Origin of the sequence: Algoriphagus sp. 4150 (genome assembly GCF_031457395.1) — a bacterium.
In the GTDB taxonomy this organism is placed as follows: domain Bacteria; phylum Bacteroidota; class Bacteroidia; order Cytophagales; family Cyclobacteriaceae; genus Algoriphagus.
In genome coordinates, this window is record NZ_JAVDWS010000014.1 from 1 (window position 1) to 22,802 (window position 22,802).

Annotated in this window: 22 protein-coding genes; 10 read left to right on the forward strand and 12 right to left on the reverse strand. The window is 42.5% G+C overall.

Going from position 1 to position 22,802, the window contains the following annotated elements:
• Positions 1 to 262 precede the first annotated feature (262 nt).
• From J2X69_RS16555 to J2X69_RS16575, 5 genes are all read right to left on the reverse strand, one after another.
• Positions 263 to 859 carry a DUF1080 domain-containing protein gene (locus J2X69_RS16555; RefSeq protein WP_310105702.1) on the reverse strand — a complete coding sequence of 199 codons (597 nt, stop codon included), beginning with the start codon at positions 857 to 859 and terminating at the stop codon, positions 263 to 265.
• Between the two features lie 113 nt (positions 860 to 972).
• Complete coding sequence (locus J2X69_RS16560; protein ID WP_310105704.1) at positions 973 to 1,737, reverse strand: DUF1080 domain-containing protein; 765 nt, start codon at positions 1,735 to 1,737, stop codon at positions 973 to 975.
• A 124-nt stretch (positions 1,738 to 1,861) separates the two neighbouring features.
• A complete protein-coding gene (locus J2X69_RS16565; protein WP_310105708.1) occupies positions 1,862 to 2,659 on the reverse strand; it encodes a helical backbone metal receptor in 798 nt (265 codons plus the stop codon).
• Positions 2,660 to 2,685: 26 nt separating this feature from the next.
• The gene (locus tag J2X69_RS16570) at positions 2,686 to 3,750 is read right to left on the reverse strand and encodes a M42 family metallopeptidase (protein WP_310105711.1); all 1,065 of its coding nucleotides are present in this window, start codon (positions 3,748 to 3,750) and stop codon (positions 2,686 to 2,688) included.
• Between the two features lie 201 nt (positions 3,751 to 3,951).
• On the reverse strand, positions 3,952 to 5,535 hold the full coding sequence (locus J2X69_RS16575; RefSeq protein ID WP_310105713.1) for an acyl-CoA carboxylase subunit beta: 1,584 nt from the start codon (positions 5,533 to 5,535) through the stop codon (positions 3,952 to 3,954).
• A 223-nt stretch (positions 5,536 to 5,758) separates the two neighbouring features.
• Between J2X69_RS16575 and J2X69_RS16580 the strand changes: the two genes are divergently transcribed.
• From J2X69_RS16580 to J2X69_RS16615, 8 genes are all read left to right on the forward strand, one after another.
• On the forward strand, positions 5,759 to 6,703 hold the full coding sequence (locus J2X69_RS16580; protein ID WP_310105716.1) for an exopolyphosphatase: 945 nt from the start codon (positions 5,759 to 5,761) through the stop codon (positions 6,701 to 6,703).
• A gap of 58 nt (positions 6,704 to 6,761) precedes the next feature.
• Positions 6,762 to 7,832: an Ldh family oxidoreductase gene (locus J2X69_RS16585; protein ID WP_310105719.1), complete on the forward strand. Its 1,071-nt coding sequence runs from the start codon at positions 6,762 to 6,764 to the stop codon at positions 7,830 to 7,832.
• Positions 7,833 to 7,955: 123 nt separating this feature from the next.
• Positions 7,956 to 8,177: a hypothetical protein gene (locus J2X69_RS16590; RefSeq protein WP_310105721.1), complete on the forward strand. Its 222-nt coding sequence runs from the start codon at positions 7,956 to 7,958 to the stop codon at positions 8,175 to 8,177.
• A gap of 217 nt (positions 8,178 to 8,394) precedes the next feature.
• The gene (locus J2X69_RS16595) at positions 8,395 to 9,060 is read left to right on the forward strand and encodes a hypothetical protein (protein ID WP_310105726.1); all 666 of its coding nucleotides are present in this window, start codon (positions 8,395 to 8,397) and stop codon (positions 9,058 to 9,060) included.
• Between the two features lie 4 nt (positions 9,061 to 9,064).
• A complete protein-coding gene (locus J2X69_RS16600) occupies positions 9,065 to 9,526 on the forward strand; it encodes a hypothetical protein (RefSeq protein ID WP_310105728.1) in 462 nt (153 codons plus the stop codon).
• A 113-nt stretch (positions 9,527 to 9,639) separates the two neighbouring features.
• Complete coding sequence (locus J2X69_RS16605; protein ID WP_310105731.1) at positions 9,640 to 11,007, forward strand: Gfo/Idh/MocA family oxidoreductase; 1,368 nt, start codon at positions 9,640 to 9,642, stop codon at positions 11,005 to 11,007.
• Between the two features lie 102 nt (positions 11,008 to 11,109).
• Positions 11,110 to 12,477 (forward strand): Gfo/Idh/MocA family oxidoreductase, encoded by a 1,368-nt coding sequence (locus J2X69_RS16610; protein ID WP_310105734.1) that lies wholly within the window; start codon positions 11,110 to 11,112, stop codon positions 12,475 to 12,477.
• A 100-nt stretch (positions 12,478 to 12,577) separates the two neighbouring features.
• A complete protein-coding gene (locus J2X69_RS16615) occupies positions 12,578 to 13,072 on the forward strand; it encodes a GNAT family N-acetyltransferase (RefSeq protein WP_310105738.1) in 495 nt (164 codons plus the stop codon).
• Positions 13,073 to 13,319: 247 nt separating this feature from the next.
• On the opposite strand, the gene truA is transcribed toward J2X69_RS16615, so the two are convergent.
• On the reverse strand, positions 13,320 to 14,105 hold the full coding sequence (truA, locus tag J2X69_RS16620) for a tRNA pseudouridine(38-40) synthase TruA (RefSeq protein ID WP_310105741.1): 786 nt from the start codon (positions 14,103 to 14,105) through the stop codon (positions 13,320 to 13,322).
• A gap of 173 nt (positions 14,106 to 14,278) precedes the next feature.
• Here truA and J2X69_RS16625 point away from each other — a divergent pair, with 173 nt between their 5' ends.
• Together J2X69_RS16625 and J2X69_RS24870 are read left to right on the forward strand one after the other, a co-directional pair.
• Complete coding sequence (locus J2X69_RS16625) at positions 14,279 to 14,893, forward strand: hypothetical protein (RefSeq protein ID WP_310105743.1); 615 nt, start codon at positions 14,279 to 14,281, stop codon at positions 14,891 to 14,893.
• 188 nt (positions 14,894 to 15,081) lie between these two features.
• Positions 15,082 to 15,171 (forward strand): hypothetical protein, encoded by a 90-nt coding sequence (locus J2X69_RS24870; RefSeq protein ID WP_409014433.1) that lies wholly within the window; start codon positions 15,082 to 15,084, stop codon positions 15,169 to 15,171.
• A gap of 282 nt (positions 15,172 to 15,453) precedes the next feature.
• Here J2X69_RS24870 and leuB read toward each other — a convergent pair whose 3' ends face one another.
• The 6 genes from leuB to ilvC all read right to left on the reverse strand — a co-directional run bounded on the left by leuB (position 15,454) and on the right by ilvC (position 22,745).
• Positions 15,454 to 16,521, reverse strand: coding sequence for a 3-isopropylmalate dehydrogenase (gene leuB / locus J2X69_RS16630; protein WP_310105745.1), 1,068 nt, complete (start codon positions 16,519 to 16,521; stop codon positions 15,454 to 15,456).
• Positions 16,490 to 18,076, reverse strand: a complete 1,587-nt coding sequence (locus J2X69_RS16635; protein ID WP_310105747.1) for an alpha-isopropylmalate synthase regulatory domain-containing protein — start codon at positions 18,074 to 18,076, stop codon at positions 16,490 to 16,492. The genes leuB and J2X69_RS16635 overlap by 32 nt, the downstream gene beginning before the upstream one ends.
• A gap of 6 nt (positions 18,077 to 18,082) precedes the next feature.
• Positions 18,083 to 18,673: a 3-isopropylmalate dehydratase small subunit gene (leuD, locus tag J2X69_RS16640; RefSeq protein ID WP_310105749.1), complete on the reverse strand. Its 591-nt coding sequence runs from the start codon at positions 18,671 to 18,673 to the stop codon at positions 18,083 to 18,085.
• Between the two features lie 91 nt (positions 18,674 to 18,764).
• Positions 18,765 to 20,171, reverse strand: a complete 1,407-nt coding sequence (leuC, locus tag J2X69_RS16645; RefSeq protein ID WP_310105750.1) for a 3-isopropylmalate dehydratase large subunit — start codon at positions 20,169 to 20,171, stop codon at positions 18,765 to 18,767.
• 2 nt (positions 20,172 to 20,173) lie between these two features.
• Positions 20,174 to 21,682 (reverse strand): 2-isopropylmalate synthase, encoded by a 1,509-nt coding sequence (locus J2X69_RS16650; protein WP_310105753.1) that lies wholly within the window; start codon positions 21,680 to 21,682, stop codon positions 20,174 to 20,176.
• 19 nt (positions 21,683 to 21,701) lie between these two features.
• Positions 21,702 to 22,745 carry a ketol-acid reductoisomerase gene (gene ilvC, locus J2X69_RS16655; RefSeq protein ID WP_310105755.1) on the reverse strand — a complete coding sequence of 348 codons (1,044 nt, stop codon included), beginning with the start codon at positions 22,743 to 22,745 and terminating at the stop codon, positions 21,702 to 21,704.
• Positions 22,746 to 22,802: the final 57 nt, after the last annotated feature.

Below are 22,802 nucleotides of genomic sequence, written 5' to 3' on the forward strand. Positions count from 1 at the left end.
AGTGATCATTTTTGACTTCCAAACCCACACGCAAAATTAATTTTTTCAATGCTTCTTTAGAGCCTTTCCTCTCTTTCCCCGACTCCGTATGCGCCATTTGGGAGTGCAAATATCTCCCTTTTTATTTTAAGGGCAATAGATTTCTGAGACTTTAACACTCATTTATCATAACCGGCTGATAGAGACAGAGAAAAGTTGCAACAAAATAAAAATGCCCTGACAACTCAATCATCAGGGCAATTCATCTATAGCTTTTGGCTTATTACAGCTTCTTCAAAACAATGTTTCGCCAGTAGACCTTAATTCCTCCACCGTCATGGATTTGCAGGCAAATACCGCCTTTTCCTTCTCCTATCTTGGCATCTGAGAAGTTTACCATTTCTTCTCCATTCAAATAAGAAGTGACATTATCTCCTTTGACAACGATCTTCATTTTGTTCCAATCACCAAATTTCAAATACTTATCTTTTTCCGGATCCGGCTTCACCAACCAGCCTCTACCATACGATTCATAGATCCCGCCGGTATCATGACCGGGAGGTGCTACTTCTACCTGCCAACCTGAAACTTTTGTCCCATCCACGGTAGATCGAATGAATACCCCACTATTTCCATTCGCTTCTTGCTTGAATTCAAGTGTGACTTCAAAATCATCATACTCTTCATCCGTGCCCAAATAACCATATTCTTTATCAGGACCACTTTCTGAAACTAACAAACCATCCTCTACATACCACTTTTCCGTTCCATAAACAGTCCAGCCTGAAAGGTCCTTGCCATTAAAGAGTTTGACTTTCTTCTGCGCATATGCAAAATTCACGGATGCCACCAACAGCATCATCACTATTAACTTTTTCATCTGTTTATATTTTGATTTTTAATGGTCATATAGCCTGTCCCGATTTTTCATCGGGAGAATCTCGCATGCATTGTACTCATACCTCTGTATGAAGCTTAACGTCATGCTCGATTTCATAATTTTCTAATTTTAATGTTTTTGAACCAAGTCTCTGCACCATGATCCTGTAGGGATATCAATCCTGTCTTTGAAATAGCATAATCAGGGAAGTCATTCCATTTGCCGGAATTACGTGCAGCGGTCCACTCTTCAGAGTAAGGGATGAACTCGACAGTCTTCTTACCATTCAGGTAATAGCTTGATCCTTTCTCAGAGAAGATGATCTTTGATGTATTCCATTCGCCCGCAGGCTTTACTGCTCCTTCATAATCCGGTTCTGTCATTGCATAATCCGCACCGATTGATTGCCACTTCTCCAAAGGCTCAGCAAAACCAAGCTGATCAATCATCTGATATTCCGGGCCTGTCTCATAAGGGGCCTTGTACTTTGGATCTTCTACCACATGATAGAGCACGCCACTATTTCCTCCAGGGGCTATTTTCCAAGTCCATTCCATTTCAAACTGCTCAAATTCTACCGGGGCAAACACAATATCTCCACCGATGTCCCCTCCTTTTCCAAGGGCTTTCAAAGCACCGTCTTCTACTGTCCAGCCTTCGGACGGAAAACTATCTCCGTTAAATGCTCTCCAACCATCAGTATTGACACCATCGAAAAGAAGCATCCAGCCCTCAGACTTCTCTTCCTCTGTCAATGAATTTTCCGGCACCACTACCTCCTCCACAACAGTTTCGGTCACTGAATCTTCTGCCGGTTTGGGGCCACATGACCAAGTCAAGGCGAACAAGGCCACCCAAGCATATCTTGTATTTTTCATAATGTGATAGGTTTCAAATTATTTCGATTCAAAAGTTAATTGATTTTTTTAATAAAGTCTGCCGAATAAATAAATTTTTTCATGAGCGGTATCTTCCTATACAGTTGTAGTGGATTTGTGATGCTCATAAGCTTTCAAAATACGCTTTCGCTTTAAGTAGTCTATTTCCATACCAGGAGAAAATCTCTCCATCCACCAGAATAACTTTCGCATTAGGCAAAAAAGATTGAAAATACTGTCTATGTGTTTCCTTGAAGGGAAAAGGCTCTGAGCTTAGCAAAAGATATTCAGGGTTCAGGTCTACTAACACCTCTTCCGAAATCTGAGGATAGCGTGGAGTCCGGATCAAGTTCTCGAATCCTGCAAAATCCAGCATCTTATTAATGAAGGTTTCAGCTCCAGCCACCATAATTGGGTCCTTCCAAATCAAATAGACAGATGTTCCCTTCCTGCAAAGCGGCAAAGCAAAATCTGTTTTCAACTGATTGATGATTGCTTCGGCTTTGGCTTGTACGCTTAGCATTTCTCCAAAATACCCAATCATCTCCAAACTGTCCTTCAGCGTATAGATATCACTCATCCAAACGGGATATTTCTCCATGAGCTCTTCTATGCCGGTTTGCTCATTTTCCTCCTTGTTGCCTATGATAAGGTCCGGCTTCAATGATTCAATTACATCAAATCTATAATTCTTTGTTCCTCCCACTATAGCTTTTCGCTTTTTCAAGCCTTGGGGATGAACACAAAATTTGGTTACTCCCACAATCCTTTCCTCCAAACCCAAATCTATCAATAACTCGGTCTGCGAAGGAACAAGAGAAATAATCCGCTGAGGCTGAGCAGTAACGAAGATTGTGCGATTAAGCTGATCCGTGTAGTTCATCTGAATCATAGGGTAAAGCCCATAGACCGTGGAAGCCATGGCCTATGGAATTTTGAGCTATGGACTTATTTTATATATCTAAAATCAAATGTGGGATCAAACTCCAACAGGAACTCGTACATCAAGTTAATTACCTGCTCAATATCATCTTTGCTCGCAGTCTCCACCGTAGTATGCATGTACTTCAGAGGAAGGGAAATCAAAGCCGATGGCACACCTTCATTGGAATATGCAAAAGCATCCGTATCAGTCCCCGTCACACGTGATGCGGCTGATCGCTGAAAAGGGATCTCTTTCTTCCTTGCCGTGGCGATAATCAGATCCAGCAACTTCTTGTGCACCGAAGCGCCGTAAGTCAAGACCGGCCCGTTGCCTGCTGTGAAATCTCCGCTTACCACCTTATTATATAAAGGAGCTGTAGTATCGTGGCAGACATCCGTAATTATTGCAGCATTGGGTTTGATTTTGGCAGCAATCATTTGAGCTCCGCGAAGACCAATCTCTTCTTGGACCGCATTTACTATATAGAGTCCAAACGGCAATTTCTTTTTATTCTCTTTGATTCTCCTGGCAACTTGGGCAATCATATATCCTCCGATTCTATTATCAAGCGCTCTTCCAGAGTAGAACTTCCCATTCAGTTCAGTCAATTCGTCTTTGAAAGTGATCACACATCCCACATGAATCCCCATTTCCTCTACTTCGTCCTTGGATCTGGCTCCCACATCAATGAATATATTATCCAAAGTAGGGGTATCTTCTTTACCGTCTTTTCTTACATGAATGGCCGGCCAACCAAAGACTCCCGGAATCATTCCCTTGTCCGTATGAATATTCACACGCATAGATGGCGCGATCATATGATCCGAGCCTCCATTGCGACGCACATAGATGTAACCGTCGTCTTTGATGTAGTTCACAAACCAGCTGATCTCATCGGCATGCGCTTCGATTACGACTTTATACTCGGCCTTCGGGTTGATCACTGCTACAGCAGTCCCATAATTGTCCGTGAAATAATCGTCCACAAATGGTCTAACATAATCCAGCCAAATTTGCTGACCGGAAGCCTCAAAGCCTGTTGGGGAAGCATTGTTTAGATAGTTATATAAAAAGGTATTCGAATCCATATTGAAAATTGTATTTGAAATTTAATGATTGTATTTATTTACATATGAATATCCTCTTTTTCTACTTGTAAGAAGATAAAAGCGCTATAGAATTAGCTAAGACCCTAGTTTTCATGTCGCTTCGGTCATCCGTCGTTGGTCTTCTAGCCATTAAACCAAAGAAGACAAGGCTATTAGCATCATTGCGGATAACCATATTATTTATAGCGGAATATTCCCGTGCTTTTTCCTCGGGATTTTATCCACCTTATTTTCCAGCATCTTGAAAGCTCTGATTAATTTGATACGTGTCTCGGAGGGCATGATTACTTCGTCAATAAAGCCCCGATGCGCTGCCCGATAGGGATTTGCAAATTTAGTTGTGTACTCATCCACTTTTTCTTGAAGTTTGGCGACAGGATCTTCAGCTTCAGCAATTTCCTTCTTGAAAATAATCTCTGATGCTCCCTTCGCTCCCATGACAGCAATTTCGGCTGTGGGCCAAGCAAAATTCAGATCGGCTCCTATATGTTTGGAATTCATCACATCATAGGCCCCTCCGTACGCTTTTCTGGTAATAACAGTAATCCTCGGCACGGTAGCTTCTGAAAATGCATACAGTAATTTTGCCCCATTTGTGATGATCCCATTCCATTCTTGATCCGTTCCCGGCAAAAACCCAGGGACATCAACCAATACCAACAGCGGGACATTAAAGCTATCACAAGTCCGAACAAATCTTGCTGCCTTGACAGAGGCATCATTATCCAAAACTCCTGCCATGGATTGGGGCTGGTTTCCCACTACGCCTATACTTCTACCGGCTATTCTGGCAAATCCAACTACAATATTATCGGCGAAATTTTCATGCACCTCCAAGAATGAATTCTCGTCCACAATGCCTTTCACCACATCACGGATATCATATGGATAGTTGGGATTCTCCGGTATTAAAGTGTCTAATTCTTTTCTGTTTTCATCCTCCAAAAGCTCATATGAATAAACAGGAGCAATTTCCTCACAGTTTTGAGGCAAATAGCTCAATATATTTTTTACATACTGAATACATTCCAACTCATTTGCGCAGGCAAAATGCGTAACTCCACTTTTGGTACTGTGTGCCGATGCTCCCCCCAATTCCTCCGCAGTGACATTTTCCTGAGTAACAGTTTTTACCACATTTGGCCCAGTCACAAACATATAAGAGGTATTTTCCACCATCAGTATAAAGTCTGTGATCGCAGGAGAGTAAACCGCCCCACCGGCACAAGGTCCCATAATTGCAGAAATCTGCGGAACAACTCCCGAGGCAAGTGTATTTCTATAAAATATATCGGCATAGCCTCCCAGAGAATTTACTCCTTCTTGGATTCTCGCTCCACCGGAATCGTTCAACCCAATCACAGGAGCCCCATTCTTCATGGCCATATCCATGATCTTGCATATTTTCTCAGCATGAGTTTCGGATAGCGATCCCCCGAATACTGTGAAGTCCTGAGAAAAGACATACACCAATCTCCCATTTATTTCGCCATATCCTGTGATTACGCCATCGCCAAGGTAATGTTCCTTATCCAGCCCAAAATCTTTGGCCCGATGCATCACAAACTTGTCTATCTCTTGAAATGTCCCTTCATCCATCAGCAGATCCACACGCTCACGGGCTGTGAGTTTGCCTTTCTTATGCTGTGATGCAATCCGCATTTCTCCTCCACCAAGAAGTGCTTCTGCATTTTTCTTTTTCAGCAATTCGATTTTACCCTCTTTTCCGGGCGACGTATAATTGGGTTTATCCTGATTGTCCATATGATAGTTTTTAGACTTGCCCAAATATAACAGGCTTTGTCAGCTATGGAAAAAAACCTTGATGAATGAATTTGGTATAAAAAGTGATTACACCGATCCCTTATTTATACCATTGACAAAAGCTTATCCCCTTCTTCCTCAAAAAACCGATAATAAAATAAAAGTTGAAAGACCTCATTTCAAATAACTTTCTATATTCGCCCATCCAAAAAATTGGCAGCGTATGAGTACCCGAAAGGCGGCGGTAATAGACATGGGCACCAATACATTTCATTTGTTATTGGTAGAACTAGAAGGTGTAAGTTTTAAAACAATTTACAAGGAGAAAATCCCTGTCAAATTGGGTAAAGGCGGCATCAATCAAAATACGCTTGCCCAAGATGCCAAAAAAAGAGCTTTTCATACGCTCAAACATTTCAAAAACCTGATCGATGGGGAACACATAGATCAGGTTTTTGCTTTTGCTACCAGCGCGGTACGAAATGCCGAAAATGGCTCCGATTTTGTCAAAACCGTCAAAGAAACCCTTGGAATTAATATACAAGTACTTTCCGGCGCAGAAGAAGCCCAAATGATCTATGAAGGAATCCGACTTTCAGGCTCACTGAATGGTCAAACCGAACTCATGATGGATATCGGAGGCGGTTCCGTGGAATTCATCATCGGCAATAGTCAGAAGTCAGTATGGAAGCAAAGTTTTGAAATAGGAGGCCAGCGCCTATTGGAGCTTTTTCACTATCATGATCCTATTTTGCCGGAAGAAGTTGAAAAACTTGAAGGCTATTTGGAAGAAAAACTTCAACCTTTGATTGAGGCTATTAAAACCTACCAACCGGTTGGTCTAGTGGGAGCTTCGGGAACTTTCGATACGCTGACAGATATTTATTTCGAATCCATGCTTCAGTGTAAACTCACCGGGCGACATGTATTCGAGTTACCCGTGGAAGAGTATGAGGCTATTCATCGTATGATTCTGAGCAAAAACAAGGAAGAACGTCTGCTGATTCCAGGAATGATCCCTATGCGTGTGGACATGATCGTAGTCGCCTCAAGTCTGATTGAATTTATTCTACGCTACATTGAGGTGGATTTCATCACCTGCTCACATTATGCCTTGAAGGAAGGCGCTATCGCATCCTTGCTGATTCCCGAGCAAACGGCCCTTTAAGCCTTTCAAAAAAAATCCCTTTCTTACTATTTATTTGCCTGCTTAATCCCCTATAGATATGACCTATTCCTATGAACAACTTCACTCATTTACGTTGGGTATGCTTGCTAAAATCGGCTGTCCGGATGATCAAGCCAAAACGGCGGCTGATGTGTTGGTCTCCGCTGACCTTAGAGGAGTGGATAGTCATGGTGTTGCGCGACTTTCGGGGTATGTTCGTTTATGGGAAAAAGGGAGGATCAATGCGACTCCAACTATACGGGTAGTACACGAGACGCCTTCCACTGCTGTAGTGGACGGAGATTCGGGATTAGGTTTGGTAGTAGCTCCCTTTGCAATGAAAGTTGCTATTGAGAAAGCCAAAATTGCAGGTACAGGGTGGGTTTCGGTGAAAAACTCAAATCATTACGGCATTGCCGGCTATCATGCTATGCAGGCATTGGATCATGATATGATCGGGATTTCCCTGACAAACGCAAGTCCGCTGGTAGCACCGACTTTTTCTCAGGAAAGACTTTTGGGCACCAATCCAATTGCAGTAGCAATACCGGCAAAAGATCAACCTCCTTTCGTAGCAGATTTGGCTACAACTACGGCCGCTAACGGAAAATTGGAAATTTTACAACGCAAAGGGCTGGATACGCCCACTGGCTGGGTGCAGGACAAAGATGGACTTCCAACTACATCTGCCAATGGCGTAAAAGATGGCGGAGCGTTGCTTCCGTTGGGTGGAGACAGAGAGCATGGTTCGCACAAAGGATATGCACTGGGCTCCATAGTGGATATTTTCTCTGCAGTGCTTTCAGGTGCCAATTATGGCCCATGGGTTCCTCCTTTCGTGGCATTCTTAGAACCGGATCCAAATCCTGTGGGAGAAGGAATCGGTCACTTTTTCGGAGCGATGCGTGTGGATGCATTCCGCCCTGCAGATGAATTTAAAGCCCATATGGACAATTGGATCACTCGATTCCGTGCGGCAAAACCAACTCCCGGAAATGAAAAAGTACTAATTCCGGGTGATCCGGAACGGGAATTGGAAGCTATTCGCATGAAAGAAGGCATTCCCTTACTTGATCCGGTGGTAAGGGATTTGACGGAATTGGGAGAGCGGTTTGGAGTGAAGTTTTAGGAATGTGGGATGTGGGATGTCGGGTGGCCGATGTAGCCTCGCTTCTTTATGAATAAAAGATCACGTAAAAAGAGACCTTTTGTTTGTATAAATTTTTAAATTGGCTTTATACCTTTTTACAAGATGTCTGACAGTCCTAGAAAATTCAAGCTCGACCGGTCCGCCTTCCAAGCAAGAAATGCTTCTGAGCAAGTCAATTATGGAAAAGAATACCAAAAACTCACTTGGCAAGAGCGGCTAAAAATCCATCACTACCTCAATAGCATAGCTTACGGGTATGATTTGGATAATTCGCCAAAAATGGACAGAACCATATTTAGTGCACGCTCTCAAGGAAAATGGTAATCGCTACCATGCAAAGATTTAACTCCAGCATGTTTGTGATTATTTTGATTTCAAATGTATTCCTATTCATCCCTTTTACATTTAAGCTTTTGCTGACTGGAGGTGGACCTTTTGCATTTGGGATTCTACTCCTCCCTTTTCAAATTATAGCACATCTATTTTTAATTCCTGCCTTTTTATCTCTAAATAATAAATATCAGGATAATCACACCTATATATGGATCAATGGAATAGGAGCCATTATGTCAATTCTTTGGTCAACAATTATCTTGATCAATATCGAATCCTACCGATCTCTTTTTTAGAAAATGTTTTTCTAACTTTACTTATGCCCTCTAATCCAACCAAATACCTGCTACTATTTACTATTCTCCTCTTATTTCTTCCTGCATGCCAAAGCAAAAACTCGGATTTATATGAAAGGTCAATAGATACGTTGGATGTGGAATTTTCAGATTTTAGAGCACGCCATTTATATAGAATTGAAAGGCAAAAATTGATAAAGTCTACTTTCGGAGACACGGCTACATTCATTTATTTTGACTCTTTGATGGGTGAAAAATATCGATCCTATTCACTCGTAAAATCACAAAACGGATCATATAAACTCCTAAAACATCGCCATCTTGGGTATGTCAATGAATTTATAGTATTAGATTCTATCCTGCTTTTAAAATATGAGTCCATCGATCCGCCTATGGATGGAGATGGAGCCCTGATTCTTAACCCAGAGTTTGGGGAAATTGCCAACTATAGCTACACTTGGGAAAATAGCCTTCTTTTAACAAAATATGATGGAATAAGAATACCAAATGAATTAATAGAAGAATTATTTTCTGATAGCATATCATCTCCTAGTTACTATTATCAAAATAATCAATGATTCTATGCCCCTCTCATCCCTCACTCCCCGCACATCCTTTGAAATAAACCCAAAACTGGCTAAAGCAGCTCATAATCTAAGCTCACTTTTGGATGCAGTCAGACTCAAAACGATCCCTGTAAGTACCGAGTCCCAAATCAATGAAATCATATCGGGAGTAAATAACTTTTCCGGTCCTGATCCACAACTGCTCAAACATATTTCCACTGTACAGGCTGCAATTCTCAAACTTCTGGAAAAAGAGCTTCAACTAGTCCCAAAAAACCACTACCAAAACCAATGGCTGGCTTTGGGAATGGCTGCTTTTGGGATTCCGTTAGGAGTTGTTTTTGGTGCCGCGTTAGGAAATATGGCCTATTTGGGAATTGGATTGCCTATCGGAATGGCCATAGGACTAGCTATCGGCAGCGGCAAAGACACAGAATCAGCAAAAAGCGGGAGACAACTGGATTGGACTTCTAAATAGGTTATTACATTCTATTTCCATTCAAAGCGGTCCTATTCCGCCTACTTATAACTTCTTGCCAAAGTCTGTACTTTTTGTAATTTGAAGAGCTAAAACCCTCAAACCCATAACCTATGAATCCTCTAAACAGAAGAGATTTTTTAAAAGGAAGTACTGCCCTGATGTCGCTGGCAAGTTTCGGCTTGCTTGGAATGAATTTCAAAGACCGGGAAGGTCCGCTCCAAGTTGCCCTGATCGGTACAGGCTGGTATGGTAAATCAGATCTTTTTCGACTGATTCAAGTGGCGGATGTGGAAGTAGTAGGGCTTTGTGATGTGGATAGCAAGCAGCTCGCTGAAGCGGGAGAATTAGTAGCCACTCGTCAAAAGTCGGGAAAAGTGCCTGCGCTTTATGAAGATTATAAAGAACTTTTATCGAAAGAAAAGCCTGAATATGTACTGATCGGATCACCGGATCACTGGCATGCATTGATGGTCATTGATGCAGTAAAAAGCGGTGCTCATGTATACCTTCAAAAGCCAATTTCCGTGGATGTGATCGAAGGAGAAGCGATTTTGGCGGCAACCAGAAAATACGACCGAAAAGTGCAGATCGGCACGCAGCGACGAAGTACTCCGCATCTCGTGCGGGCAAAAAAGGAAATCATAGATTCGGGAAAGCTTGGTAAAATCTCCCATTCGGAGGTTTGCTGCTATTACCATATGCGGAATAAAAGCAACCCCGAAGTAATTCCGGTTCCCGGAAATCTCAATTATGATCTCTGGGCAGGCCCTGCTCCCATGCTGCCCTATCGGGGGATACTACATCGAGGCTGGCGGGCTTTTATGGAATATGGCAATGGCATCGTAGGTGATATGTGTGTACACATGCTGGATTCTGTCAGATGGATGCTTGATTTGGGCTGGCCTGTACAAGTGACTTCTACCGGCGGAATTTATGTGGATAAAGACTCAATTTCCAATATTTCAGATACTCAAACAGCACTTTTTGAATTTGACGAACTGAATGTAATCTGGCAACACCGCACCTGGGGCAATCCTGTAGACAAGGATTATCCTTGGGCTTTTAAAATCTATGGAGAAAACGGTATGCTGGCGGGAAGTCCGATGCGCGCTGATTTCTATCCGGAAGGTAAAAATAATGGTGAGCCAATCCATTACCCGGTAGTACTGGAGAAAGAGCAGTATCCGGAAGATGTCACTGAAAAAGACATTGAGATCCATGCGGCTCCGGCGACTAGAGAACAACTGAAAGACTGGCTTCAGTCCATAGAAAAAGACACCTTGCCAGTTGCTGACGTTCTTCAGGGCCATATCTCCACGGCATCCTGCATTTTGGCAAATATGTCCATGGAGCTGGGAGGAAGACCATTAAAATATGATCCCAAAACCATGACCGTGATTGATGATGATGAAGCAACGGCCCTTTTGAGAAGACCTTATCGGGACGGTTATAAACATCCTGAGCCCGATCAAATTTGACATTTTAACTATCAACCTTCCTCTCCGTTCATCCAATTCTAATTGGTAAGGAAATAGCTTTTTGTAACTTAAGAGTAACAATAACCCTTAACCCCTTTATTTATGACTTCTTTAAATCGAAGAGATTTCCTCAAAGGCTCTTCTGCTATGGTTACCTTGGCAAGTTTTGGTCTTTTCGGAATGGATTTCAAAGATCGGGAAGGACCAATTCAAGTAGCTTTGATCGGGGCAGGCTGGTATGGTAAATCAGATCTTTTTCGCCTAATCCAAGTAGCCGATGTAGAAGTGGTGGGACTTTGTGATCCGGACCACAACATGCTAAAAGAAGCCGGAGACATGGTCGCCTCCCGCCAGAAGTCTGGAAAAGTCCCTGCATTGTATGAAGATTACAAAGAACTTTTGGCTAAAGAAAAACCTGAATTTGTACTGATAGGATCACCTGATCACTGGCATGCACTGATGTGTATCGCTGCTCTGAAAGCGGGCGCACATGTCTATGTGCAAAAGCCGATTTCTGTAGATGTAATCGAGGGAGAAGCGATGGTAGCAGCTGCCAGAAAATACAATAAAGTTGTTCAAGTAGGAACGCAGCGGAAAAGCACCCCACATCTGATCGACGCGAAAGAGCAAATAATTGACAGTGGCAAATTGGGTAAAATCTCACATGTGGAGATGTGCTGCTATTTTCATATGCGTGCCGATGGCAATCCGCCGGTGGAACCTGTACCGGAGTTTTTCAATTATGACCTCTGGACAGGTCCTGCACCACTGAGACCTTATGATGGTATTCCCCATAAACGCTGGTGGAGAACATTTATAGAATATGGAAATGGCATCACCGGAGATATGTGCGTACATATGCTGGACACTGTACGCTGGATGCTGAAGCTAGGTTGGCCCGCTCAGATCACTTCCACCGGCGGAATCTATGTGCAGAAAGATGGGAAATCCAATATTTCAGATACACAATCGGCAATTTTCGAGTATCCAGACCTGAATTTAGTTTGGCAGCACAGGACCTGGGGAAATCCGGACGATCCCGAGTATCCATGGGCCTTTAAGATTTTCGGTGATAAAGGAATGCTGGCAGGAAGTACGATGCGGGCCGATTACACACCATTAGATAAAGATGAAAAACCCATACATTTTGAATGCCTTTTCGAGCGGGAAAAATATCCGGAAGATGTAAATGAACCGGATATCGAGCTGAATGCAGCTCCGGCAACCCGTCTTCATATGCAGGATTGGTTAAAAGCGATCAAAAATAAATCATTGCCGGTCGCGGACATTGAAGAAGGACATATTTCTACAGCGTCTTGCATTCTGACTAATATTTCCATGGACTTGGGCGGTCGGGCGTTGAAATACGATCCCAAGACTATGACCGTAATTGGGGATAAAGAAGCGACTGAGAGATTGAGAAGACCTTATAGAAATGGATATGTACATCCGGAACCTGACAACGTGTAATCAACTTTCAAAAAAACTAAAGCCGAGTCCTCAAAAAATGGGACTCGGTTTCTTTTTTTAGAGACAATCGGAATAAATTGGCTTTTAAAATTCACCATTTATGATTCAGATAATTCCCGCAGCCAAAGAAGAGTTGAAAATCGTTCAAAATATTGCGTATCGAACTTGGCCCGACACTTTTGGTACAATACTTAGTCCGGAGCAAATCGATTACATGCTTAATTGGATGTATAGTTTGAGCACACTTGAGCAACAGGCAAGCGATGGATACCTATTTTATTTTGCAGAAGAAGATGGGGAAAAGCTTGGGTTTGCAGGTTTTGAATTCAATCAGGAACCGGGAAAGACTAAAATTCATAAGATTTATATTCTACCTACTGCCCAAGGAAAAGGGATTGGAAAGAAATTGATCAATGCCATCAAAGAGATTGCTCTGGAAAATGGACAAACCAGCCTCCTGCTGAATGTAAATAAATACAATCAAGGAGCGATTGAGTTCTACGAATACTTGGGCTTTATAAAGATTAAAGAGGAAATCATCGACATAGGAAATGGTTATGTGATGGATGATTATGTGTTTGAAATGAAGCTTTGAGGATATTTGCAACCTTTGAGGTGTCACCCTGAGCGAAGTCGAAGGGTCTCCTCGAAGGTTTTAAGGTTAACTCGCCTGATTTAGTCCCCCAGACCAGAGTCGAAGTGTGGCAGTCTACAGAGTCCAGCTTCTGGAGAAGCAGGACAACGATAGATTTTGAGGTGAGACCTTTGGGGTTTTGAAAACCCCAAAGGAATTCTAAGAGATCAAATCTTCAACTCAAACCTTCGAGGTCAAAAAAAAGACCTCAAAGGTTGTTCAACACCGTCTCCCAAAGCACCAAGCCATTTGCGGGAGCAGGAGGTAATTTTTCAAATTCATTCGGAGATTTAAATCGCTGAGTAATTTCTGAAAGCTCCATTTCTCCTTTGCCTATTTGCCAAAGAGCTGACATCATCATCCGAACTTGATGATGCAGAAAACCTTTTCCGGTGATTTCGAAGTAGTAGATTTCCTGCGGAAAAAACTGACCGAGAAATTCTCTTGATGTAAAAATTCCAGCCGAAAGCACCTCTCGTATGTAATCCGTCTTGTTCTCCGAAGGCTTGCAAAACGCTCGAAAGTCATGATTCCCGATAAACATTTGGCAAGCTTCCTTCATTGCTTCCCAATTCAACTCTTCGGATATATTGACTGCAAAAGCTGAAGCAAAAGGATGAAAATCTATGGAATTCGCGAAATAATAACGATACGTTTTCTGGCTGACAGACTGGATCAGATTGAAGCTGGCCAAAACTTCTTGTACAGAATTCAACTGAATATCCTGCGGAAGATGAAGGTTGAACTCGGGCAGAAGTGAGTTCATTTCTACTTTTTCCCGGAGGAAAACCTGTACATATCCGCCGATACAAGAAACTCCGGAATCTGTACGACTTGCCCCGATCAGGGAAAAATCCGCATGGCCGAGCACATGGCGAAGCACCCGTTCCAATCTCCGCTGCACAGTCTGCTGATTAGGCTGCGGTGCCCAGCCTTTATATCGGGCCCCGTAGTAGGAAATGGAAAAGAGGTAGGAGAATGGACGGGATTGCAAGGAAATGGAAATTCAGGTTGTAAACTCCAAAGTTAATATTCCGATGCAGAAAGCGAACAACTCTGTAAAGTCAATTAATTCCATAAATAAGGTACAGATTATAACAAAACAGAGCATTCACAAATAATATCCCAGCTCTATTTTGTAAATTCAAAAAGTAAAAACTCATTCTAATGAAAAATATATTGTTCTTACTATTCTCCCTTTTCATTTTTTCCTGCTCAGGTAACAATGATGAAAGAAGTAGGATTGAAAAAGAAAAAGAAAGATTAAAAATTGAATCACAGGCTAGAGAAGAACTTCAACATGAAAAAGAAATAGAGGTTCTGAATCAAGAATTACTTTATTTGACTACTAGGCTTGAAAATTTGTTTCGTGACCTTCATCAAACAGAAAACGAAACAGAAAAGCTTGAATTGAAAATTCAAATTGAGGTACTATCTGAAAGAATTTTTAAAACTGACAATTTATTTCTTTGGCTTGAAAAACCTCCTGAATTAGAGTATGAGATCATAAAATCTTTTAAAAATGAATCTAATCTAATGAATGAAACAGAAAATATTGCAAAATCAAAACTTTATCTTGAAGCCAAAAAACTCAAAGCAGATGGAATTATAAGTTTGGATTGGAAGGGCAAAAAAGTTTCTACGTTCAAGGAACATTTATTAAGAAGAAATAGGCTTGGAGTTTCCATAAATATCCATCTGGATTTCATCTATTGGAACTCTTTAGGCTTTATGGGTTTGTTCCACATTTTCAAATATCTTTTAGTTGGCTTCGCTGCATAGGTTTTTTAAATGCTTTTAATATAGTTGATCATAAAGATTTTCAGACCGGAAATAAGCCTAATGAGTCTTTTCTAAAACCTATGTTGCTTACTATGGGGGGCATACATACCCGTTTAAAGGCTTCACACTGGAGGAAATAGCCTCCAATTAAATACAGCTTCTAGTACCATTTTTGAGTGCTGGGACAAATGAAAATCTCCCCCTCAGGCTATAGAGTTCACTGGTCTCTGATAGATGAGGATATTTTAGTGAATGAATTGGTGAAGAATAATAGCTGATATGAATGATTTAAACCCTAGCAAAAGTTGGGCTTCTACACCACACCATGTAGAAGGTGTACCTCCTATTATTTACCTCATTTTTATACTTTTCTGTCTTATAGTTGGCCTCTATGTTTTCTATCAAATAAAAAAGGATAAAACGAAAAGTCACATAAATTCTCGATTGCTCAAAATCGAAGAAATTCTAAAATCATTAAAAAGACCACCCCATTCCTGAGGTGGTCTTTGGTGAAGTTCGAGATTACAAATCTCGAACAGCCAATTTTTACTGGCTTTATCTTAAGCCAAAATCTTCGCTGCCAGCCAGTCGCCAACTTCAGAAGTCTTGTAAGCTGTGCCACCGTCAGCGATATCTTCCGTTACATAACCTTCTTCAAGAGATAGATTCACTACGTCTGAAATCAACTGCGCTTCTTCTTTCAGATCAAATGCATAATCAAACATCATCGCTGCAGAAAGCACCGTAGCCAATGGATTGGCAATATCTTTTCCGGCCGCCTGAGGATATGAACCGTGAATAGGTTCGAATAACTTGATCGAAGTACCCAAAGATGCAGATGGCATCAAGCCCATAGAACCTGAAATCACAGAAGCTTCATCTGTCAAAATATCCCCAAACAAGTTCTCGGTGATCAATACATCGTAAGCTTTTGGCCACTGGATCAAGCGCATCGCTACTGCATCTACAAATTCATATTCTACTTTCACATCCGGATATTCAGGAGCAAGCTCCTGTACGGTTTCTCTCCAAAGTCTGGAAGTAGCCATTACATTCGCTTTATCCACACAGGTGAGTAATTTCCTTCTTTTCTGCGCAGCTTCGAATCCCATTCTTGCCAAGCGTACAATCTCATGCTTGCTGTACACATTGGTATCAAATGCTTTGGTTCCTTGCTCATTTCTTCCTCTAGGCTCTCCGAAGTAAATCCCTCCGGTCAATTCTCTGAAAAACACAAAGTCAACGCCATCTACACGATCCAACTTCAACGGAGACTTATGCACCAGCGAAGGGAAGGTAAAGGTGGGGCGAACATTGGCAAACAAGCCCAATTTCTGACGCATAAGCAATAATCCCTGCTCCGGACGAACTTTTGCCTTTGGATCATTATCATATTTAGGGTCACCTATGGCTCCGAAAAGAACCGCATCAGAAGCAGCTGCGATCTCGTGAGTAGAATCCGGATAAGGCTCACCGGTGGCATCAATAGCCGCAGCTCCCACTACTGCTTCTGTAAAAGTGATTTTGTGTCCGAATTTTTGGCCGATAGCTTTCACTACTTTTACAGCCTGGTCGATTACTTCAGGTCCGATGCCGTCACCCGGCAACAGCGCGATATTCATTTCCATAAAACTTGGATTCTTCTTTCGTTGGTGTTTGATTAAAAGATTCGACGATGTTCAGCATTTTCTCTGTGGCCATCATCGCAGCCACTGTTTGGTCGGGATCAAGCCCTTTTGTTTTGAATATTTTCCCATAATCCCACGTGATGACAGTCTCTACAAAAGCATCCGTTTTTCCTCCCGGGGGAATGGAAACGTGGTAATCAATCAACTTAGGGAGTTGTCTCTTACGTGACTTATAGATTTTTTTGACCGCTCGCATGAAAGAATCATACTGCCCATCTCCGGTGGCTGTAGCGTCGTAAGATTTTCCGTAGATATTCAACCTCAGTTGCACCGAAGGCTTCAAGCCTTTGGAATGCGTCATATGATAGCCTTCGATATGGATATTCTTAGAGATGGAATTGTTCTGCAATACATCTGATATGATGTAAGGCAAATCCTCCGTGGTCACACGCTCCTTTTTATCACCGAGCTCGATGATCCGCTGGGTTACTTTGGTGAGTTCATCCTTTTCCAAAGAAATCCCAAGTTCTTCGAGGTTCTTTAGAATATTGGCTTTACCGGAAGTCTTGCCAAGGGCATATTTCCGTTGGCGCCCAAAGCGCTCAGGAAGTAAATCGTTGAAGTAAAGATTCTTCTTATTATCCCCGTCAGCATGAATGCCTGCTGTTTGGGTAAAGACATTTTCACCTACCACCGGCTTATTGGCTGGAATATGCTGACCGGAAAATTGTTCTACCAATTTGCTGACACGATAGATTTTCTGCTCCTGCACATTGATTTGTAGATCAGTGAAATCCTTGATTACAGCGACAACAGACTCCAAGGGAGCATTTCCAGCCCGCTCGCCCAGTCCATTCACAGTGGTATGAATACCTGAAGCCCCGTACATAATCGCTTCCATCACATTCGCGACGGAAAGGTCATAATCATTATGCGCATGAAAATCAAAATGTGCATCCGGGAACTTTGTGGAGATCTGGATGAAAAAATCCTTAGTCTCCTCCGGAGAAAGTAACCCCAATGTATCCGGAAGCATAATTCTCTTTACCGGTAAAGTGGTTAAGAATTCAATCAGAGCAAGCGTATATTCCTGAGAATTACGCATGCCATTTGACCAATCCTCCAAATACACATTTACATCGATCCCGTTTTCCTGAGCATAGGATATACTCTTTTGAATATCTTGGAAATGTTCCTCCTGTGTTTTTTTCAGCTGATGAATCAGGTGATTGTGAGAGCCTTTAGTCAATAGATTCATTACTTTGGCACCGGCTTTCAGAAGCCAATCCACCGAAGCAGGAGTATCCACAAAACCCAAAACCTCCACCCGATCCAAGTAACCTTTTTCGGCTGCCCAATGGGTGATTTTCTTCACTCCTTCCAATTCACCGTCTGAAACTCTCGCTGAAGCCACCTCTATTCTATCCACCTTCAATTCATCCAGCAAAAGTTTGGCGATTTGCAGCTTTTCAGAAGGCAAAAAGGAAACGCTTGAGGTCTGTTCACCATCCCTCAGCGTTGTATCCATTATTTCAATGCGCTTCCCTGCGGTCATTTTCACTTATTTATTCGCTGCAAATGCATCTATTTCATCCGACATATTTAATAAATAGTCGATGTCGTCGAAGCCGTTCTGCATGTTGTCTTTCTTGTATTCGTTGATGTCAAAAGATTCAGATTCTCCGGTAGAATCCAAGGTAATCTTCTGAGAAGGAATATCCACTGTGATCGTAGTAGCAGGATTAGCTGTAATTGTCTCAAGCAATTTGTCCGCAAATTCAGGAGAAACTGTCACTGGCAACACTCCAATGTTTAAGCAGTTGTTCTTGAAGATATCTGCGAAAAAGCTAGAAACCACGCATCTAAAACCGTAATCATAAATTGCCCAAACTGCATGCTCACGGCTGGATCCTGAACCGAAATTTCTTCCTGAAACCAAGATTTTGCCACTGTAAGTAGGGTCGTTCAGGACAAAATCCTTTTTTGGATTTCCCTCCACATCGTATCTCCAGTCACGGAAAAGATTGTCTCCGAAACCTTCACGCTCGGTAGCCTTCAGGAATCGGGCGGGGATGATTTGATCTGTATCCACGTTATCCGTAGGTAAAGGAACCGCAGTGCTCGTGAGTACAGTAAATTTATCGTAAGCCATTTTTTTAATAATTGAAAGATTGGAAAATTGGAAGATTGGAAGATTACAGACTCTACTTTTTAATGTAGTTGTAAAATTCCCATGTCCATCTTTAGTTCTCGAAAACTTCTCTTGGGTCGCAGATCTCACCTCTTACGGCTACCGCTGCTACGGTCAGTGGAGAGGCGAGCATGGTGCGTGCACCTGGTCCCTGACGGCCTTCAAAGTTTCTGTTGGAAGTAGATACTGCGTATTTTCCTGATGGAATCTTATCATCGTTCATCGCCAGACATGCTGAGCATCCCGGCTGCCGAAGTTCAAATCCCGCATCCTCCAATATTTTCACCAACCCCTCTTCATGTGCCATTTTCTCTACTTCACGGGAGCCTGGTACTATCCAAGCAGTAATATTGTCTGCTTTCTTATGTCCTTTTACAAAAGCCGCCACAGAGCGAATATCCTCTATACGTCCATTGGTACAAGATCCTACGAATACATAGTCAACTTTTTTACCCTTGATTGCTTCGCCCGGCTCAAAGCCCATATAGGCCAACGATTTAAGATAAGAAGTTTTGTTACTTCCTTCCATTCCTTCGGTCGTTGGGATATTTCCCTTCACTTTGATACCCATACCAGGATTGGTACCATAAGTGATCATCGGCTCGATATCCGCAGCATCGAAGTGATATTCTTTATCAAAAACAGCACCCTCATCGGTTTTCAGTGTTTTCCAATACGCCACAGCCTTGTCCCATTCTTCGCCTTTAGGTGCATATTGTTTACCTTTTAGGTATTCGAAAGTAGTCTCATCAGGTGCTATCAAACCACCACGTGCCCCCATTTCAATAGACATGTTGCACACAGTCATTCTAGCTTCCATAGAAAGACTTTGGATGGCTGACCCTGCATATTCTACAAAGTATCCGGTAGCACCTGCTGCAGAAATCTGAGCGATAACATAAAGAATCAAATCTTTTGAAGTTACGCCCTTGCCTGCTACTCCATCGATGGTGATTCTCATTTTTTTGGCTTTGGACTGCATAATACACTGCGTTGCCAAAACCATTTCGACCTCTGAAGTACCAATACCAAAAGCAATCGCTCCAAAAGCACCATGTGTGGAAGTATGACTATCTCCACATACAATGGTCATTCCCGGCTGGGTGATGCCAAGCTCTGGGCCGATTACGTGAACGATGCCATGATGTGCAGAACCCAAATCGTGAAGCTCAATGCCATACTTGGCGCAGTTCTCACGAAGTCTTTCCACTTGCATTCTGGAAAGTTTGTCCTTGATCGTCTTGTCCTGGTCTACCGTCGGTACGTTATGATCAGGAGTAGCAACTGTACGGTAAGGATTTTTCACTCCTATTCCGCGCTTCTCCAGATTAAGGAATGCTACAGGCGAGGTCACTTCATGGATAAAATGCTTATCTATGAAGAAAACATCAGGACCGGAAGGAACTGATTTCACCACATGGGCATCCCAGATTTTATCGAATAATGTTGTCTTTTCCATAATTATGCGGTCGCATATTCTTTGACCGGGATTTTATTAAGTGCATCGACGAAAGCCTGAGCTGAAGCCAAGACGATGTCTGTATTAGAGGCAAAACCGTAGTAAGGCTTGTCTCCTTTGATTAATCTCATGTGGACTTTGGCCACATCATCGCTGCCATGGGTAATCGCTTGGATCAGAAACTCTTCCAAATCCACTGCCGGCTTGGCGATTTTATCAATTGCTTTTAATACTGCATCTACAGGGCCATTTCCATGTGCTGTAGAAGTGTGGGATTCATCACCGATTTTCAGTTCCACCTGAGCTTGGATAGTTCCATTAGAAGAATAGGTGACTTTTCCCAATTCAATGAAATTGGACTCCTCCATGTATTTCCCCACCAAACCAAGAAGATCTTTTCTTCCGATGTCTCTCTTACTATCTGCAAGAATCAAAAACGCTTCGTACACCTCGCGAAGTGCTTCTCCTTCCAATTCTACTCCCAAAGCATCCAAGTGGTGCTTCAATGCTGCACGACCGGACCGCGCTGTAAGGACAATGGTAGATTCTGCAACTCCGACATCTTTAGGGTCGATGATTTCATAATTCTCTCTATGTTTCAATACCCCATCTTGGTGGATTCCCGATGAATGTGCAAATGCATTTCTGCCTACAATAGCCTTATTGGGCTGTACAGGCATATTCATCAATTTGGAAACCAAGCGGCTCGTATTGTAAATTTTTGGAGTAACAATATCGGTATGGACTTCGATTGACTTATGGCATTTGATAGCCATCACCACTTCTTCCATGGATGTATTGCCTGCCCGTTCGCCAATGCCGTTGATGGTCACTTCCACTTGACGTGCTCCATGTTGCACACCTGCCACGGTATTGGCAGTAGCCATACCAAGGTCATTGTGACAATGGGTAGCAATGATAGCTTTGTCTATATTCGGAACGTTATTCTTCAAACTGGCGATAATGGCTCCGTATTGCTCAGGGAGACAATACCCGGTAGTATCCGGTATATTGACCACAGTAGCTCCGGCTTTGATCACTTCTTCAATGATCTTATTTAAGAAGTCAGGCTCAGCTCTACCGGCATCTTCAGCGTAAAACTCCACATCATCCACAAATCTTCTGGCAAATTTGACTGCCGCTACACCCCGGGCAATAATATCCTCGGGGGTAGAGCGCAGTTTGTATTGAATATGATAAGGAGAAACACCAATACCGGTATGGATACGGCCTTTCTTCGCGAATTTGAGGGACTGAGCCGCTACTTCGATATCTTTCTCAACAGCTCTGGAGAGGGCACAGATAATCGGGTTTGAAACTGCCTTTGAAATCTCGAGCACAGAATTGAAATCTCCCGGACTTGAAATTGGAAATCCAGCTTCGATAATATCTACACCTAGTTCTTCCAGTGCTTTTGCTACCACAATTTTCTCCTGGGTATTCAGCTGACACCCGGGTACTTGCTCCCCATCTCTCAGGGTAGTATCAAATATCCATAGCTTCTCACTCATAATTCTTGGGGGTTTTATATTAGTTATTTTCTGGTCTCAATTGACGGACGACAGCACCTGCCTGCCACATTTCAGAATCTCTCAATTCTTTCAATTCAGCTTCCAATTTCACTCTGTAATCTTCTTTAGAGTTAGAGTCAATTGACTTCTGAGCCTCTTGTCCGGTTTTTACACTGTTATACAACTCTTCGAACACCGGCTTAGTAGCATCTCTGAAAGGCTTCCACCAATCCAAAGCTCCTCTCTGAGCAGTAGTAGAGCAGTTTGCATACATCCAGTCCATTCCGTTTTCAGCTACCAATGGCATCAAAGACTGAGTCAATTCTTCCACTGTTTCGTTGAAAGCCTCAGAAGGCGTATGACCATTTGATCTCAACACTTCGTACTGGGCTGCAAATATACCTTGAATAGCACCCATCAAGGTACCTCTTTCTCCTGTCAAATCAGAAGTTACCTCACGATAGAAATCTGTCTCAAACAAATATCCTGAACCTACACCGATTCCAAGAGCTACAACACGATCCTTTGCCTTGCCGGTTCCGTCCTGATAGATTGCATAAGAAGAATTCAATCCTCTACCCTCTACAAACATTCTTCTCAAAGAAGTACCGGAACCTTTTGGAGCTACCAAAATCACGTCCACGTCAGCAGGAGGAACGATACCTGTTTTGTCTTTGTAAGTCACTCCGAAACCATGAGAGAAATACAATGCCTTGCCCGGAGTAAGGTGTTTTTTTACAGTTGGCCATAGCGCAATCTGCCCTGCATCAGAAAGAAGGAATTGAAGGATCGTGCCTTTTTCGCAAGCTTCTTCCAATTCGAAAAGTGTCTCGCCGGGAACCCAGCCATCAGCTACGGCTTTGTCCCAAGTCTTGGAGCCTTTACGCTGACCTACAATCACATTGAACCCGTTGTCTTTCAAGTTAAGTGCCTGACCAGGACCCTGAACGCCATAACCCAATACTGCGATTACTTCATCCTTGAGTACTTCTCTTGCTTTTTCCAGTGGAAATTCTTCCCTAGTTACTACGTTTTCTTCTGTTGAGCCGAATTTTAATTTCATGAGCTTTTATAATTTATTACTAGTGTTTAATAGGTTCCGGTGGAATCCTTCATTTGG